At 36.0% G+C, this 17,902-nt stretch carries 14 protein-coding genes and 1 pseudogene; 11 read left to right on the top strand and 4 right to left on the bottom strand.

Going from position 1 to position 17,902, the window contains the following annotated elements:
• Positions 1-15 precede the first annotated feature (15 nt).
• Complete coding sequence (locus AC3WVZ_RS18320) at positions 16-291, top strand: hypothetical protein (RefSeq protein ID WP_001258151.1); 276 nt, start codon at positions 16-18, stop codon at positions 289-291.
• 35 nt (positions 292-326) lie between these two features.
• Here the strand turns inward: AC3WVZ_RS18320 and AC3WVZ_RS18315 are convergent, their stop codons facing one another.
• Positions 327-527, bottom strand: a complete 201-nt coding sequence (locus tag AC3WVZ_RS18315; protein ID WP_002082250.1) for a YlaI family protein — start codon at positions 525-527, stop codon at positions 327-329.
• 145 nt (positions 528-672) lie between these two features.
• Here AC3WVZ_RS18315 and AC3WVZ_RS18310 point away from each other — a divergent pair, with 145 nt between their 5' ends.
• Together AC3WVZ_RS18310 and AC3WVZ_RS18305 are read left to right on the top strand one after the other, a co-directional pair.
• Entirely contained in the window at positions 673-1,128 is a 456-nt protein-coding gene (locus AC3WVZ_RS18310) for a pyridoxamine 5'-phosphate oxidase family protein (RefSeq protein ID WP_000024593.1), read from the top strand.
• A gap of 246 nt (positions 1,129-1,374) precedes the next feature.
• Positions 1,375-2,703 (top strand): PhoH family protein, encoded by a 1,329-nt coding sequence (locus AC3WVZ_RS18305; protein WP_000358083.1) that lies wholly within the window; start codon positions 1,375-1,377, stop codon positions 2,701-2,703.
• Between the two features lie 122 nt (positions 2,704-2,825).
• Here the strand turns inward: AC3WVZ_RS18305 and AC3WVZ_RS18300 are convergent.
• Positions 2,826-4,195, bottom strand: a pseudogene (locus tag AC3WVZ_RS18300) (IS1182-like element ISBth7 family transposase); the annotation flags it as partial.
• Between the two features lie 131 nt (positions 4,196-4,326).
• The gene (locus AC3WVZ_RS18295) at positions 4,327-4,824 is read right to left on the bottom strand and encodes a molybdopterin-binding protein (RefSeq protein ID WP_001289809.1); all 498 of its coding nucleotides are present in this window, start codon (positions 4,822-4,824) and stop codon (positions 4,327-4,329) included.
• A 155-nt stretch (positions 4,825-4,979) separates the two neighbouring features.
• Here AC3WVZ_RS18295 and AC3WVZ_RS18290 point away from each other — a divergent pair, with 155 nt between their 5' ends.
• From AC3WVZ_RS18290 to AC3WVZ_RS18275, 4 genes are all read left to right on the top strand, one after another.
• Complete coding sequence (locus AC3WVZ_RS18290; RefSeq protein WP_000135694.1) at positions 4,980-5,267, top strand: Fpa/YlaN family protein; 288 nt, start codon at positions 4,980-4,982, stop codon at positions 5,265-5,267.
• 125 nt (positions 5,268-5,392) lie between these two features.
• Entirely contained in the window at positions 5,393-6,571 is a 1,179-nt protein-coding gene (locus tag AC3WVZ_RS18285; RefSeq protein ID WP_233935243.1) for an FtsW/RodA/SpoVE family cell cycle protein, read from the top strand.
• Between the two features lie 331 nt (positions 6,572-6,902).
• Entirely contained in the window at positions 6,903-10,349 is a 3,447-nt protein-coding gene (pyc, locus tag AC3WVZ_RS18280; protein ID WP_000164087.1) for a pyruvate carboxylase, read from the top strand.
• A gap of 78 nt (positions 10,350-10,427) precedes the next feature.
• Positions 10,428-11,782 (top strand): IS3 family transposase gene (locus tag AC3WVZ_RS18275; RefSeq protein WP_233935242.1). Its coding sequence is split into 2 segments (ribosomal slippage): positions 10,428-10,881 and positions 10,881-11,782, totalling 1,356 coding nucleotides; the frame shifts between segments, so codons are not numbered across the junction.
• A gap of 101 nt (positions 11,783-11,883) precedes the next feature.
• Here the strand turns inward: AC3WVZ_RS18275 and ctaA are convergent.
• Entirely contained in the window at positions 11,884-12,819 is a 936-nt protein-coding gene (gene ctaA, locus AC3WVZ_RS18270; RefSeq protein ID WP_001188743.1) for a heme A synthase, read from the bottom strand.
• Between the two features lie 497 nt (positions 12,820-13,316).
• On the opposite strand from ctaA, the gene ctaB reads away from it, so the two are divergent.
• From ctaB to ctaE, 4 genes are all read left to right on the top strand, one after another.
• Positions 13,317-14,240 carry a protoheme IX farnesyltransferase gene (ctaB, locus tag AC3WVZ_RS18265; RefSeq protein WP_001015058.1) on the top strand — a complete coding sequence of 308 codons (924 nt, stop codon included), beginning with the start codon at positions 13,317-13,319 and terminating at the stop codon, positions 14,238-14,240.
• 93 nt (positions 14,241-14,333) lie between these two features.
• A complete protein-coding gene (coxB, locus tag AC3WVZ_RS18260; RefSeq protein ID WP_233935241.1) occupies positions 14,334-15,383 on the top strand; it encodes a cytochrome c oxidase subunit II in 1,050 nt (349 codons plus the stop codon).
• Between the two features lie 60 nt (positions 15,384-15,443).
• The gene (gene ctaD, locus AC3WVZ_RS18255; RefSeq protein WP_153579316.1) at positions 15,444-17,279 is read left to right on the top strand and encodes a cytochrome c oxidase subunit I; all 1,836 of its coding nucleotides are present in this window, start codon (positions 15,444-15,446) and stop codon (positions 17,277-17,279) included.
• On the top strand, positions 17,279-17,902 hold the full coding sequence (gene ctaE / locus AC3WVZ_RS18250; protein ID WP_000557861.1) for a cytochrome c oxidase subunit III: 624 nt from the start codon (positions 17,279-17,281) through the stop codon (positions 17,900-17,902). Before ctaD ends, ctaE begins: the two co-directional genes overlap by 1 nt.

Here is a 17,902-nt window from a genome sequence, read left to right as displayed (position 1 = left end):
GAAAGGGAAGTTTTCATGCGTTCAGTACAAGATGCACTATATAATTGGTTAACAATTAAAACAGTTGCGGAAGCACGTCCAGATGATAGTGCTGCAAAAGAAACATATTTGTTATTTCAAAATATGGTATATGAAGAACATAAATTAAGAAATGTGGAAGTCGAAAAGAACGAGGAAATGTATTTAATTACATATGAAATAAATGGAGAACGGAAATCTGCAAGGTTTCCGTTAGAAGCCATTGATTGTTTTTTGGATCAGATGAATCGTGAACCAGAAAAATATAAATAAGTCCTTATCTATATGAGTAAGGACTTATTTACATTTTACCAATCATCTTCGATTTTTTTATCACGATATAATCGGAAATTACCACTTGCATGACGTTCCATTGTACGCTCTGCAATTCGTTCCGAACATTCCATGCACATATATGTATGAATAGGGCGATTACGCAGTTTTTTTGCCATAGGATTTTCATCATCTAACATATCTTTTTTATCACAAATCATACATTTGACTCTCATTTCGTCACCTCAATACGAATTCTATCAGTATAAGTATATCATGGAAGTATAATGTTTTTGAATAATAGTGGGAAAAAATAATATTTTCGCAATTCAAAAAATAAGTTATGATAAGGATATACCAAGTATATTTGGAGGTGAAAATATGGCGAATGTAGTAGAGCCTACCTTAACAGAGGATTTAGTACAAACGTTGCGTAAAGAGTGTATTGTTATGATAGCAACGACAGATTTCGAAAAACAAGTTCCTAACGTAAGTGCTATTTCTTGGGTGTATGCAGTGAGTGAAACTAGTATTCGATTTGCAGTAGATCAACGTTCACGTATTGTGGAAAATATACGTCATAATACAGGTGTGGTATTGACTATAATGGCGAATGAATCCGTATTTTCTATAAGTGGTGCAGGTGAAATTTTGACAGATAGAATGGAAGGTATTTCTCTAAAATTAACTGTAATAGAAGTAAAGGTGCAAGAAGTGCGTGATGTTATGTTTTATGGAGCGAAACTTGCAATTGAACCAACATATGAAAAAACATATGATCTTCGGGCAGCGAAAAAGCTGGATAACGAAGTGTTAGTAGGGATAAGAGAATTATAAAGATGCTAAATAAGAAATTCGTTTATTCACTTTTGTAGTCGGTTATTGTGATTTAACGTTAATAATTATAATAAAAAGTAATATATTGAATAGAAATGAATAAAGAATAAATAAAAGGTTTAATGACTATGATTTTCGATTCTACCTCGTTTACACGGTACATATAATTATAACAATGGTTCGTCCATATTTTATGGATGAAACCCTTGTTCTACAAATTTAAAAGTGGAGTCAGGGGGTAACAGGTTGGATAAAATTTATGTGTTAGATACGAATGTACTTTTGCAGGATCCTTTATCTATTTTTTCATTTGAAACCAATGAAGTAGTGATTCCAGCAGTTGTATTAGAAGAGGTTGATTCGAAAAAACGTTATATGGATGAAGTAGGAAGAAACGCTCGTTATGTATCTAAGTTAATAGATAAATTTCGTGAAATAGGAAAGCTGCATGAAAGTATCCCGCTAGAAAACGGCGGAACATTTCGTATTGAATTGAACCATCGTTCATTTGTGCAACTACAAGATATTTTTGTAGAAAAAACAAATGATAATCGAATTTTAGCTGTAGCAAAAAATCTATCTTTAGAAGAACAGGAAAAAGAGGACGGGAAGTCTGTTATTTTAGTAAGTAAAGATGTACTCGTAAGGGTAAAAGCTGATGCAATTGGTTTGAAGGCTGAAGATTATTTAAGTGATCGCGTAATTGAAGTAGAAAATATATATTCTGGTTTTTTAGAAGGATATATATCAAAAGAACAATTGGATTATTTTTATGAGAAAGGTGAATTGCCTCTATCTGAAATTGCGAATCATCCTTTTTACCCAAATCAATTTGTAGTAATGAAAGATGCATTAGGGGGCTCTAGTTCTGCGCTTGGCATTGTGGATCACTTAGGGAAGAAGGTAAAGAAACTTATTTTTCACAATGAACAAGTGTGGGGGATACGACCACGAAACGTGCAGCAAATTATGGGATTAGAATTGTTGCTTCGTGAAGATATTCCGCTTGTAACGTTAACGGGGAAAGCCGGCACAGGAAAAACGTTACTTGCGTTAGCTTCGGGACTTATGCAAACAGAAGACTTAGGGTTATATAAAAAATTACTTGTGGCAAGACCAATTGTTCCAGTCGGAAAAGATATCGGTTATTTACCAGGAGAAAAAGAAGAAAAATTAAGACCATGGATGCAGCCAATTTTTGATAACCTAGAGTATTTATTTAATACGAAAAAGCCAGGAGAGTTAGATGCTATTTTAGCTGGAATGGGTTCGATTGAAGTAGAAGCCCTTACTTATATACGCGGGAGAAGTATTCCAGATCAGTTCATTATCATTGACGAAGCACAAAATTTAACAAAGCATGAAGTGAAGACGATATTAACTAGGGTAGGGGAAAAGAGTAAGATTGTATTGATGGGAGATCCTCAGCAAATTGATCACCCATATTTAGATGAATATAATAATGGCTTAACGTATGTTGTAGAGAAGTTTAAAGAACAGCGTATTAGTGGTCATGTGAAGTTTGTTAAAGGGGAGCGATCTAATTTAGCTCAACTAGCAGCAGATTTATTGTAAAAAGGAGTGAGCTTAAGCTCACTCCTTTTCCAGAGTGTTGGGAAACCCTTTAGGGTTCCCAACACTCTGGAATCTTTTTTGATTTTAGCGAATAAAAACAACATAAAATAATAGAATTTTAAAAAATAGCCCTCCACCTGACCCTTTTTGGTCAGGTGGAGGGCTATTTTTTTCATGTTTTGACAAGCTGCGGTGAGATAAGCTTGCATTTGGACAGACTTCAGCCCTCGAAACCGGGCATAGCGGTAGCCATGTAGTTCTTTGGCGTCTGCAAAGCTTCGCTCTATAGTGGAACAGCGTACTTTATACAACCTTTTCCCTGTAGCTGTTAGCTTGTTTTTTCTAGCAATATCCTTATATTTCTCCCACACATGATGAGTGATAACTTTTTGTTTTTGTTTCTTTGAAAAGCACACCTCACGTAACGGACAAACAGCGCAGTCTTCTGGATTCGATTTGTATTGACGGTATCCTTCACGATCAGTTGTTACATATTCTAGAATACATCCCATCGGACAAGCGAAAACATTCATTTCTTCTACATATTTAAATTGGCTTTTCGGTACTTCTTTATTCCGTTTTCCAAATCGGCGATACCCCATCACCATAAATATATTCCGTTCTGATAGTTTCTTACAGATATATCCTGTAAAATAGCCAGCATCAAGGGCAACAGCTTCTACTTTGAAGTCGAATTTATCAATCTGAGCTTGGAGGCGTGCTAAATACGGCTCGGAATCTGCCATATTTCCAGCCGTTACATAGGTATCTGTAATAATATTGTACTTCGCATCAGTCGTACGATGATCCAAGAAATGAAAACCATTTGGTTTTCCATCTCTCATTAAAAATCCACTATCTGGATCCGTTGTACTTATACGAGTTTTTTTGGTAGGGGTATCACTTTCCTTTCTAGGTTTTAATTCTTTTTTCCATGTACCTCACGATCTTCGATTACCGCAGCTTCTAGCTCGTCTATATAAAACTTTGCTTTTTCTTTTTTATATTTATGTACAAATTTATTTTTATTGGCATTGGCCTTAATATGTGTAGAATCTGTCATCAGTGCACGTCCTCCTACCATCCGGTGCTCCGTCGCTTGTCTCACAATCTCATCAAAAATTTCTTCGAAAATATTTGTATGAATAAAACGAGTACGACGATTCCAACTGATTGTAGAGTGATCCGGAATAGTATCCGATAGAGAAAACCCTAAAAACCAACGGTAGGCAATATTCGTTTTAATTTCCTTTTCCAATTGACGCTCAGAACGAATACCGTAAAAATATCCAATAAACATCATCTTAAATAAAACAATAGGATGAATGGACGGGCGTCCATTGTTTTCACAGTAATAAGGGCGTAACTTCTCTTCAATAAAATCAAAACTAATTGTCGCTTCAATTGCACGAAGGAAATGATCTTGTGGAACCAACTCTTCTACAGAAACAGATACACGCTCATCACGATGATTTTTTAAAGCACCCATCATAAAAAATCTCTCCTTTTCCTCTTTTTTATCAGTGTTGACACATAAAAAGAGGTTCAGACACAAAAACAGGCTGTGGAGAAGACTTTCTCCACAGCCTGAAAAAGGAGTGAGCTTAAGCTCACTCCTTTTCTTTAAATAATTGTAAATTTACGGATGTTACGGATTGGATTTTGTTGATTAGATCCATCGTTGAAATAGAGATGAACAGGCCCGTCTTCTTTTAATGGTTTTCCTTCTTTTGAAAAGCCTAGTATAGCATTTTTGACAGTTTCTAATGGAAGTGTCATTGTATGATCTACCGTTTCAATTTCAACTTGCGTAGCGTCCTCTAAAATTTCAGCGTTAGCAAGGAATGGATGAAATGGTATACCAAATGTTCCAGTAATCAGCTGTTCTTTTTTATATTTCTTCACACTTTGTTGTATTGGAGGAAAAGCGGCACCATCACGGATTTCGCGATCCCAATGTTCAGAAGTGTTTTTTAAATAAGTTTCTAGTTCAGACGTGTTTTCTCTAGTTTCATCAAAGTAAGTTGTCAAATCTACTTTTCGATCATCAAAGATCCAAACAGTTGGATCAATAGTGATTGGAAAACGTACTTTTCCGTTAATAAATAAAATTTCGCTCATTGTTGTTCCCCCATTTGTGTTATACTCCCACTTTTCAGTATAATAGTATTAGACACTGTTGTCACAAAAAATGTTTCTATTGCAATTTATTAAAACTATCGCTAATATTAATAGATAGGATAGAGGAGAGTAGGACGGAAACGGAGGGAATCAATTTGGCGTCTGAGACAGTAGCAAATCATCAGGAAAAGGCACTAGCCCTTCTACAAGCGGATGCAGAGAAGATTTTAAGACTTATTAAGGTGCAAATGGACCATCTTACAATGCCGCAATGTCCATTATATGAAGAAGTGTTAGACACACAAATGTTTGGACTATCCCGCGAGGTCGATTTTGCAGTTCGCCTTGGTCTTATTGCAGAAGAACAAGGGAAAGCAATGTTAGGTGAGCTCGAACGTGAGTTATCTGCACTTCATGAAGCATTTACAAACAAACAACAATAACGGGTTCAAATAAGGGGGCTCAAACTAAATTAGTTTGAGCTTTTTATTTGTATAATAAAGCAGGAAGAATCAATGTACATATGGAATACAACAATAATTAAATTGAAACAGAAAGAGGAAATGAAATGAAAAAAGTATGGAAATCAATGGATTATTCATTGTTACTTCCTCTTGTTATCTTATGTGTGCTGGGAGTAATAATGGTATATAGTTCTAGTTCCATTGTTGCGATTTCGCGATTTGATAAACCAGCAAATTTCTTTTTTAAAAGACAATTAATTACTTTAGTTGTTGGGACAATAGTATTAATAATTATTGCTACTATCCCATATAAAGTTTGGAGAAAACGAATTTTTTTGTTGGGGAGTTACGGTGCTAGTGTTGCTTTATTAGCTGCAGCTGCCTTTTTCACTAAGAAAGTAAACGGTGCAAACGGATGGATATTTGGAATACAGCCTGCGGAATTTGTAAAGATAACGGTTATCTTCATATTAGCTCATTTTTTTGCGAAAAGACAAGAAACGAATACACCTGTTTTCAAAGGGTCAGGTCCAGTACTCATTGGTGTTGGTATAATCATGTTTTTAATATTAAAGCAAAATGATTTAGGTACTGATTTGTTAATTGCAGGAACAGTAGGAATTATGTTCCTTTGTTCGGGAGTACAGGTTAACTTATGGATTAAACGAATTGCTTTAACTTCTATAGTATGGATTCCGGCACTATATCTTCTTGGCAATTATGCATTAAATCCATATCAAAAGGCACGTTTTTCTGTTTTCCTTGATCCGTTTAATGATCCTCAAAAGGATGGATTCCAATTGGTGAATTCATTTATTGGAATTGCTTCTGGAGGGCTTAATGGTAGGGGATTAGGAAATAGTGTGCAAAAGTATGGTTATTTACCAGAACCACAAACGGATTTTATTATGGCAATTATATCGGAAGAACTTGGTTTTATAGGCGTAGCAATCATTTTGATTTGTTTATTGCTTATAATTATTCGATCATTTAGAGTCGCACAAAAGTGTACAGATCCATTTGGAAGTTTAATAGCTATCGGAATTGCAAGCTTGTTTGGAGTTCAAACGTTTATTAATGTTGGTGGTATGTCTGGAGTAATACCACTTACCGGAGTACCATTACCGTTTGTCAGTTACGGTGGTAGTTCTTTATTAGCTAATCTACTTGCGATGGGGATACTACTCAATATTGCTAGTCACGTGAAACGACAAGAGAAACAACAGAATGGATTAATGAAAGAAAAAGAACAAAATGGACCACATCTTGTAGTTGTAAAATAAAAACACATTGTGCTTTAGAGCATGATGTGTTTTTATTTTTAAGTAGTTTTAAATGTGATGTATTAATATATCTTTCGGTTAAACAATATATCACATTTAGTTTAATGTGATATACAATTGAGTTGTTAGAAAAGGAAGAGGTATGCTATACTATTTTTGTGAAACAAATTGCACAGAAAACTTATCATTTGTTAAAAAATAAGGTATGATGGATAAAAATAAAGTGAAGCTTTCTAAGTATAATATAATGTGGAAAGTGAAGAACTTCACGCTTTTTAAGGTGTGTATATATTTTATCTCTAGAGTGGTAGGAAAGTAGAGGGGGAAAATCATGACAAAGCTGCAACGTATTCAAAAAGTATTGGTAGCTAACCGTGGAGAGATTGCAATTCGTGTGTTTCGAGCTTGTTCGGAACTTGGATTAAAAACAGTTGCAATCTATTCTAAAGAGGATAGTGGTTCTTATCATCGCTATAAAGCCGATGAGTCCTATTTAGTTGGGGAAGGAAAAAAACCAATTGATGCTTATCTAGATATTGAAGGCATTATTGAGATTGCAAAAAGTAATCATGTAGATGCAATCCACCCTGGATATGGTTTCTTGTCAGAAAATATTCAATTCGCTAAACGTTGTGAAGAAGAAGGAATTATCTTTATCGGTCCGAAAAGTAAGCATTTAGATATGTTTGGAGATAAAGTGAAAGCAAGAACACAAGCGCAGCTAGCACAAATTCCAGTTATACCTGGTAGTGATGGTCCAGTAAATTCATTAGAAGAAGTCGAAAAATTTGCTGAAAAGTATGATTACCCGATTATTATTAAAGCATCCCTTGGGGGTGGCGGTCGTGGTATGCGTATTGTGCGTACTAGTGAGGAATTAGGAGAATCATATAATCGAGCGAAATCAGAAGCGAAAGCAGCCTTTGGTAATGATGAGGTTTACGTCGAAAAATTCGTTGAAAAACCTAAACATATAGAAGTACAAATTTTAGCAGATGAAGAAGGCAATGTTGTTCATTTATACGAGCGTGACTGTTCTGTACAACGTCGTCATCAAAAAGTTGTAGAAATTGCACCGAGTGTATCACTTTCAGATGATCTGCGTCAGCGTATTTGTGATGCTGCTGTGAAGTTAACGAAAAATGTAAATTATTTAAATGCAGGAACAGTAGAATTCCTTGTAAAAGATGATGAGTTTTACTTTATTGAAGTAAATCCACGTGTTCAAGTAGAACATACGATTACAGAAATGATTACGGGAGTAGATATTGTTCAATCACAAATTTTAATAGCTGATGGACATTCATTACATAGCAAAATGGTAGGTGTTCCGAAGCAAGAGGAAGTAGTTGTACATGGATTTGCAATTCAATCTCGTGTAACAACTGAAGATCCGCTAAATAATTTTATGCCGGATACAGGAAAAATTATGGCGTATCGATCAGGCGGTGGTTTTGGTGTACGTCTTGATACAGGAAATAGCTTCCAAGGTGCAGTTATTACACCGTACTACGATTCTTTACTTGTAAAAGTTACAACTTGGGCACTTACTTTTGAGCAAGCTGCTGCAAAAATGGAACGTAACTTAAAAGAATTCCGTATTCGTGGTATTAAAACAAATATTCCATTCCTAGAGAATGTAGTAAAACATAAAAACTTCTTATCAGGAGAATATGATACTTCATTTATCGATGCGTCACCTGAATTGTTCTTGTTCCCGAAACGTAAAGACCGTGGAACGAAAATGTTAAATTACATTGGTACAGTAACAGTAAATGGTTTCCCAGGAGTAGGTAAAAAAGAAAAACCAATATTCCCAGATGCTCGTATTCCATGTTTAAAACATTCAGAGCCAATCCAAAATGGAACGAAACAAATTTTGGACGAGCGTGGAGCAGACGGATTAGTAAAATGGGTACAGGATCAAAAACGTGTACTTTTAACGGATACAACATTCCGTGATGCACACCAGTCATTACTTGCAACTCGTATTCGTACAAAAGATTTACATCAAATTGCGGAGCCAACAGCGAGAATGTTACCGAACCTATTCTCAGCGGAAATGTGGGGCGGTGCAACGTTTGATGTTGCGTATCGTTTCTTAAAAGAAGATCCATGGGAACGATTACTAGATCTTCGTGAAAAAATGCCGAACGTTTTATTCCAAATGTTACTTCGTTCTTCAAACGCAGTTGGATACAAAAACTATCCAGATAATTTAATTCAAAAATTTGTGGAATGTTCTGCTCAAGCAGGCATTGATGTATTCCGTATTTTTGATAGCTTAAACTGGGTGGAAGGCATGAGAGTTGCAATTGACGCTGTACGAGACACTGGTAAAATTGCAGAAGCAACAATGTGCTACACAGGGGATATCCATGATCCACTGCGTAGTAAATATGATTTAAATTACTATAAAAATTTAGCAAAAGAGTTAGAAGCATCAGGAGCTCACATTTTAGGTATTAAAGATATGGCGGGCTTATTAAAACCAAATGCAGCATATGATTTAGTTTCTGCATTAAAAGAGACAGTGTCGATTCCGATTCACCTGCATACGCACGATACGAGTGGAAATGGTATATTAACGTATACGAAGGCAATTGAAGCGGGTGTTGATATCGTCGATGTAGCAGTGAGTTCTATGGCTGGTCAAACGTCACAACCAAGTGCGAACACGCTATACTATGCATTAGGTGGAAACGAAAGACAACCAGATGTTAATATAGATTCTTTAGAAAAACTATCTCATTATTGGGAAGATGTACGCAAATACTATGCACCGTTTGAAAGTGGTATGAATGCGCCTCATACAGAGGTATATATGCATGAAATGCCGGGTGGGCAGTATAGTAATCTTCAGCAACAAGCGAAGGCGGTTGGTTTAGGAGATCGCTTCGATGAAGTGAAAGTAATGTACCGCCGTGTGAATGACATGTTTGGAGATATTGTAAAAGTAACGCCATCATCAAAAGTTGTTGGTGATATGGCATTATTTATGGTTCAAAACCATCTGACAGAACAAGATGTTTTAGAGCGTGGACATGCTATGGACTTCCCAGGATCTGTTGTTGAAATGTTCTCTGGTGATTTAGGTCAACCGTACGGTGGTTTCCCGAAAGAATTACAAAAGATTATTTTAAAAGGGAAAGAGCCATTAACAGTAAGACCAGGTGAATTACTAGAGCCAGTAGATTTCGAAGCGTTAAAAGAAGAATTATTCCATAAACTTGGACGCGAAGTAACGATTTTTGATGTAGTTGCATATGCTTTATATCCAAAAGTATTTATGGATTATGAAAAAGTTGCTGAGCTTTATGGAAATGTATCTGTACTTGATACACCGACGTTCTTCTATGGTATGAGACTAGGTGAAGAAATTGATGTAGAAATTGAACAGGGTAAAACATTGATGGTTAAACTAGTATCAATTGGAGAACCTCAGCCGGATGGAAATCGTGTCCTTTACTTGGAATTTAACGGTCAACCACGTGAAATTATCGTGAAAGACGAGAGTGTAAAAGCAACAGTTGCACAACGTGTGAAAGGAAACCGTGAGAATCCAAATCATATTAGTGCAACGATGCCAGGAACGGTAATTAAAGTAGTTGTAAAAGAAGGCGATGAAGTGAAAAAAGGCGATTCTATGGCAATTACAGAAGCGATGAAAATGGAAACGACAGTTCAAGCGCCGTTCAATGGTAAAGTGAAGAAAGTATATGTTAACGATGGTGATGCGATTCAAACGGGTGATTTACTTATTGAATTAGATCACTAAAATAAAAAAAGAGCTGTGTAAAATGAACTGCACCCCAATTGTTAGACACAGTCTAACAATTGGAGGTGCAGTTTTTCTATGGCTAAATTTACAGCTGATGAAAAAATACAAATCGTTCTACGTTATTTGAACGGAAATGAAAGTTATCGAGAACTGGGTAGATCGCTCGGTATAAGTGACACAATCATTTTGAATTGGGTAAACCAATATAAACAGAATGGTCTGGAAGCTTTTCTAAAACGATGTACAAATTACACACAACAATTTAAACTAGACGTACTAAACTTTATGATTGAAAACGGTATGTCCTTATTTGAGACGGCAGCTATCTTTAATATTCCTGCCCCTTCAACGATTTCTGTTTGGAAAAAACAGCTCGAAACACAAGGAATTGATGCCCTTCAATCTAAGAAAAAGGGGCGTCCATCCATGAAAAAAGATTCAAATAAACAATTAAAACAACCTTTAGCTGAAGGGTCAGTCGAAGCACTTGAAGCACGCATTAAACAGCTTGAGATGGAAAATGAGTACTTAAAAAAGTTAAATGCCTTAGTTCAAAACAAGGAAAAATCACAAAACAAGACAAAGCGCAAGTAGTCTATGAATTAAGGCATAAATATTCGGTCAAAGCACTCGTGGAGCTAGCTACTATTCCTCGAAGCACGTATTATGATTTAGTAAAGAAAATGAATCGTCCAGATGTAGATGCCGATTTGAAAGCTGAGATTAAAGCGATTTATGAGGAAAATGAAGGTCGTTATGGTTACCGTCGCATTCGTGATGAATTAACGAATCGTGGCCAGAAAGTGAACCACAAGAAGGTTCAGCGCATTATGAAAGAGCTTGGGTTAAAGTGTGTTGTGCGTATGAAGAAATATAAATCCTATAAAGGAAAAGTCGGTAGAATTGCACCTAATATTTTAGAGCGTAATTTTCATACAGATGCACCGAATCAAAAGTGGGTAACAGACACCACAGAGTTTAAATTGTTTGGAGAAAAACTGTATGTATCACCTGTATTAGATTTGTATAATGGTGAAATTATTACCTATACAATTGGTTCTAGACCGACGTATTCGCTTGTTTCAGACATGTTAGAGAAAGCATTGGAACGTTTACCCGAAACCCACCAGCTACTGATGCATTCGGATCAAGGATGGCATTATCAAATGAGACAGTACGTCCGGACACTTGAATCAAGAGCTATCGTCCAGAGTATGTCTCGAAAAGGAAACTGTTACGACAACGCAGTAATAGAAAATTTCTTTGGGATTATGAAGTCGGAGTTCCTCTACATAAAAGAATTTGAAAATGTAGAGCACTTTAAAATAGAATTAAAAAAATATATAGATTATTATAATACGAAACGGATTAAGGCAAAATTAAAAATGAGCCCGGTACAATACCGGACTCACTTTTATCAAGCTGCCTAATGAAATAACCGTGTCTAACTTTTAGGGGTCACTTCAAAATACAGCTCTTTTTTTATTGCAAAAAATCCCTTGCCGAATTGGCAAGGGATTTTAGTTTTAAATTATTTTGTTTGTTTAGAAGTTAATTCGGCTTCTTTTGCATTCACTTTACTTCTTGTTCCTAACATAACTAAATAGCATAGTACGGCAAACAAGCAAGAAATGAATAGAGAATGTAACAATGCCATTGCTAAACTAGCGTTTGTAAATACAACTAAAACTCCTACTACAGCTTGAAGTGTAACAAGGATAAATGAAATGATCCATCCCCAATATACGACAGGTTGCTGTTTGTAATGGCGAATAGCGAGAATCATCGCGTATAGTATCCAAGCGAAAATTAACATCGCTGCAACTCTATGGCCCATTTGAACCCATTCATGTAGTTGAGTTGGCATAGGTCTGTTTTTGCTACATAAAGGAAAGTCTGGACAGGCTAAGCTAGCTCGTTCGTGACGTACTAAAGCACCTGTGTAGACGACGATATAACTGTAAATTGTTACACCATAAATATGAAATTTCATTTTTTTGTCCATAATAAGTGAACGTGCATCAAATTTTTGGTCAATTTCAAAGATAAGACACGTTAATAAAATGACAGAAGCAAATGAAATTAAGGAAATACCGAAGTGGATAGCAAGTACAGCTGGCATTTGGCCCCAAACAACTGCTGCTGCTCCCATTAATGCTTGTGCAACTAAAAATACGAAGGATAAAATTGCTAACGTTTTTGTTTCACGCACATGTTTATAATATTTCCAGGACAAAATACAAAGGAGAGTGACAAGAATTCCAGCTGATCCGGATGTTAATCGGTGGCTAAGTTCAATAATAGTTTCCATTGATAAATTAGATGGAACAAATTCACCGTTACAAAGTGGCCATGATTTACCACAACCTTGACCAGAACCTGTTTTTGTAACTAAAGCGCCTCCTAATAAAACTATTAATAAATCAAGGCTTGTAATGACTGCTAACCATTTAATAAAGCGTTGCAATCTCTTTCACCATCTTTCTGCTATGAAGTTATTGCGAAATATTTTCATTCCATTATGTATAGAATAAAACGCGCTAGTTCCTATGATATATAAAAAATAATAAAATAGCAAAGAAATGGAGGGGGAAGGAAAGGGGGAGAAAATAGGTGTAAAAACAGGGTTCATAAGGAAAATTTTAGGTGAAAAATAGGCTATTTTGAAAAGAAATGGGGAGAATACGTGTTAAATAAGACAAAATAGTTTATTATAGAAGGTAACATCATGTTATGATAAGGACAAGTCAGAATGAAGTTTTTTATATTCGACACAAAAAGTTCATGTTTTCTTCACAAAATGTTCGGGAAATATGATTTAATATATTGGAGTATGGGCGTAGATTAGTAGTAGAATGGGTTAACAATGTTTCTACTGTAATAATATTGCTATATAGAAGCGAATTATTTCATTTGAAATATGCGCAAAAAGAAAGATGAAAGTTTTAAGAGGGGGTTAGAGTGATGAACCATGCAACAAGTGAGCTGCATGATGAGTCCGCTGTTACAAGTGTACCGGAAACAACTCGGTTACAAGATTTAAAAGCACTCGTTAAAATGGGGATTGTAAACTCAAATACACTTACTGTATTTACAGGATTTTGGTTGGCATTACACTTTAATGGATTAAGTGTAATGGACAATCTGGATAAGTTATTCTTTACAATCGTTGGTTCTGGATTAGTTATGGCAGGGGTATGTTGTTTAAACAACTACATTGATCGAGACATCGATCCATTAATGGAAAGAACAAAGACCCGTCCAACGGTTACTGGAAAGTATAAACCAGGATTTGCACTTACATTTGGACTAGTCATATTACTTCTTGGTTTTGTATTTTTATTATTAACAACACCAATGGCAGTCTTAATGGGATTTATTGGTGCTTTCACATATGTTGTTCTATATAGTTTATGGACAAAGAGAAAGTATACACTAAATACTGTTGTAGGTAGTATATCTGGTGCAGTTCCTCCTTTAATTGGATGGGCAGCAATCGATCCATCTTTAGGCCATCCAATTGCTTGGATGTTATTTTTAATTATGTTTATTTGGCAAATCCCACATTTCCTTGCATTAGCAATGAAACGTGTTGATGAATATCGAAATGCAGGAATTCCAATGCTTCCTGTAGTTCATGGATTTGAAATTACGAAACGCCAAATTATGATTTGGACAGTATGTTTATTACCACTACCATTTTATATGAGTGGACTAGGGATAACATTTATGGTAATTGCAACACTGCTTAACATCGGATGGATCGTTTTAGGATTTTATGGCTTCCGTAAGAAAGATGACATCAAATGGTCCGTGCAAATGTTTGTTTATTCCCTAAATTATTTAACAATCTTATTTGTATCAATGATTGTAGTTACATTCTTCTAAGACAACGACATAATTGGATTTCTTTACGTTGAGATTTACTTTACTTAACTATAAAGTACAATCTAATTCACAAGGAAAGTGGGGGTTGTTTGTATGAAGAAACAGTGGCGACTGCTTTCGTTCGTTTCACTGCTAGCTTTACTGTTAGGGGGATGCGGTAAAGCCTTTCAATCTACTTTAATTCCGCAAGGAGAAGTAGCAAAAATGCAATATGATTTACTTCTACTGGCGAGTGCAATCATGGTAGGAGTAGTACTAGTAGTTACTATTATTTTCTTATATGTAATTGTGCGTTTCCGACAAAAGAAAGGTCAGGAAGATTATATTCCAGAGCAAGTTGAAGGGAATCACAAGCTAGAAATTATATGGACAGTTATTCCGATTATTCTTTTACTAATCTTAGCTGTTCCAACAGTTACATATACATTCAAACTTGCTGATGTAAGTGCGATGGAGAAAAAGAATATTGATAAAGATACTATCGTTGTTGATGTAACAGCGAATCTTTATTGGTGGGAATTTTCTTATAAATCAGAAAAGATAGTAACTTCGCAAGATTTGGTCATCCCCACAGGTAAGAAAGTGTATTTAAATTTGAAGGGTGCCGATATTAAACACTCATTTTGGGTTCCATCTTTAGCAGGGAAAATGGATACAAATACAGACAATGTGAACAAAATGTGGTTAAAGGCAGATAAATCGGGCACTTATAATGGTTTTTGTACAGAATTTTGCGGCCCATCACATTCTTTAATGCAATTTAAAGTGAAAGCTTTAGATGAAAGCGAGTACAAAAAATGGCTTGCTGATATGAAGAAGATTGATGGGAAGAAAGAAGTAGCTTCAACAAAGGCGCAAGAGGGCCAAGAAATATTTAATAAAAGCTGTATTGGTTGTCATGCAGTTGGATCTAATGATAGTAGACCACCTTCCGCTCGTATCGCACCAAACTTAGCAAACTTTGCGGATCGCGATATGGTTGCCGGTATTGCCGAAAACAATGAAGAAAACTTAAAAAAATGGCTGAAAGATCCTGAAAATATGAAGCCAGGAAACAAAATGACTGGCAAATATGGCAACTTAACGGATGATCAAATTGGTGCATTAAATGCATACTTACAAACGTTAAAAGTTGAAAAGTAAAGAGGGATTATTCGCGAAGGGGAGGTTGAAAACGTGAGTTCTGTAGCAAAAAAACAGGGGATGGGTGCTGTCATATGGGATTATTTAACGACAGTAGACCATAAAAAGATTGCCATTCTCTATTTAATTGCAGGTGGATTGTTTTTTGTAATAGGCGGAATAGAAGCTCTATTTATTCGCCTTCAATTAGCGATTCCTAACAACGCTTTTCTTGTTGGGGATGCTTATAATCAAGTATTAACGATGCACGGTACAACAATGATTTTCCTCGCAGCTATGCCACTCGTGTTTGCATTTATGAACGCCGCTGTACCACTTCAAATTGGTGCACGTGATGTAGCGTTCCCGTTTTTGAATTCACTCGGATTTTGGTTATTTTTCTTTGGTGGAGTATTTTTAAATTTAAGTTGGTTTTTAGGTGGAGCACCTGATGCAGGATGGACATCTTATGCATCTTTAGCTTTAGCCTCTAAAGGTCATGGTGTTGATTTCTATGTACTCGGCTTGCAAATCTCAGGTATTGGTACATTAATTGGAGGTATTAACTTCCTTGTAACCATTATTAATATGCGGGCGCCAGGAATGACGTACATGCGTATGCCGATGTTTACATGGACGACATTTGTAACATCTTCGCTTATATTATTCGCTTTTCCGCCGTTAACTGTAGGATTAGGACTTTTAATGTTAGATCGTTTATTTGGAACAAGTTTCTTTAATCCGGCATTGGGCGGGAATACAATTATATGGGAGCATTTATTCTGGATTTTCGGTCATCCAGAAGTATACATTCTTATACTCCCAGCTTTCGGAATATTCTCAGAAATCTTCGCGACATTTTCGAAAAAACGATTGTTTGGTTATTCATCGATGGTGTTTGCGACTGTATTAATTGGATTTTTAGGATTTATGGTATGGGCGCACCATATGTTTACTGTTGGACTTGGTCCAGTTGCTAATGCTATTTTCTCGGTCGCAACAATGGCGATTGCGGTTCCAACTGGTATCAAAATATTCAACTGGCTCTTTACAATGTGGGGCGGAAGTATTCGTTTTACGACACCAATGATGTGGGCAGTAGCTTTCATTCCATCATTCGTAATGGGTGGAGTTACAGGGGTTATGCTAGCATCTGCACCAGCTGATTATCAATTTCATGATAACTATTTCGTAGTAGCGCATTTTCATTATGTAATCGTTGGCGGTGTTGTATTTGGTTTACTTGCAGGAGCTCATTATTATTGGCCACTGATGTTTAATAAAGTATTAAATGAAACATTAGGAAAGATAACGTTCTGGCTATTCTTTATCGGCTTCCATTTAACGTTCTTTATTCAGCATTTCCTTGGCTTGATTGGTATGCCACGCCGTTACTACACATATCTTGAAGGGCAAGGGTTGGAAATGGGGAATATGATTAGTTCCATCGGAGCGGTGTTTATGGCTCTTGGAACGATTGTTCTTCTATTCAATGTAATTAAAACGACAGTATCAAAAGAAAAAGCTGGTCGTGATCCGTGGGATGCACGTACATTAGAATGGACAATGCCAGCACCGACACCAGAATATAACTTTAAACAATTACCATTTGTTCGCGGATTAGATCCGTTTTGGATTGAAAAACGTGAAGGTAATAAAGAGATGACAGCAGCGGAACCAGTTGGCGATATTCATATGCCAAATCCTTCGTTTTCACCATTTGTCATTTCTTTCGGATTGTTTATAGCGGCATTTGGTGCGATGTATATGCAGGGCGGAAAAGATAAGTTCTGGTTATTAGTAGCAATTATTGGTTTAATCATTACATTTGGCGCAATGTTCCTACGTTCAGTAATTGATGATCATGGGTATCATATTCATAAAGAAGATTTAGAGGATAAGGGGGGCAAGGCATAATGCATGTAGATGAAAAATTAACGAATGAAACATTTCCAGCAGAGCCTGAAAAAGCAACCCTTGAAGGGAAAAATAAGTTTGTCGGTTTTTGGTTATTTCTTGGAGGCGAAACAGTGTTGTTCGCTTCCTTATTCGGAACATATTTAGCGTTAAAGAATTCTACAAATGGTGGACCAACATCTCAAGAGATGTTCCAAATGCCACTCGTTTTCATTATGACGATGCTTTTATTAACGAGTAGCTTAACGAGTGTATATGCGATGTATCACATGAAAAACTTTAACTTTAAGAAAATGCAGCTTTGGTTACTAGTAACAGTATTGCTAGGTTTAGGGTTTTTAGGGTTTGAGATATATGAGTTTTATCATTATACACATGAATTTAAGCATACTATGAGAAGTAGTGCGTTTGGCTCTGCGTTTTATGCTCTTGTTGGTACACATGGACTCCACGTATTGTTTGGGTTATGTTGGATTCTAACATTAATCTTTAGAAATGCGAAGAGAGGTCTAAATTTATACAATGCACCGAAGTTTTATGTTGCATCGATTTATTGGCACTTTATTGACGTAGTTTGGGTGTTTATTTTCACTGTAGTATATTTAATGGGAATGGTGGGATAA

Source organism: Bacillus sp. CPT56D-587-MTF, from assembly GCF_058792335.1.
This window is presented reverse-complemented; position numbering and strand designations above follow the sequence as displayed.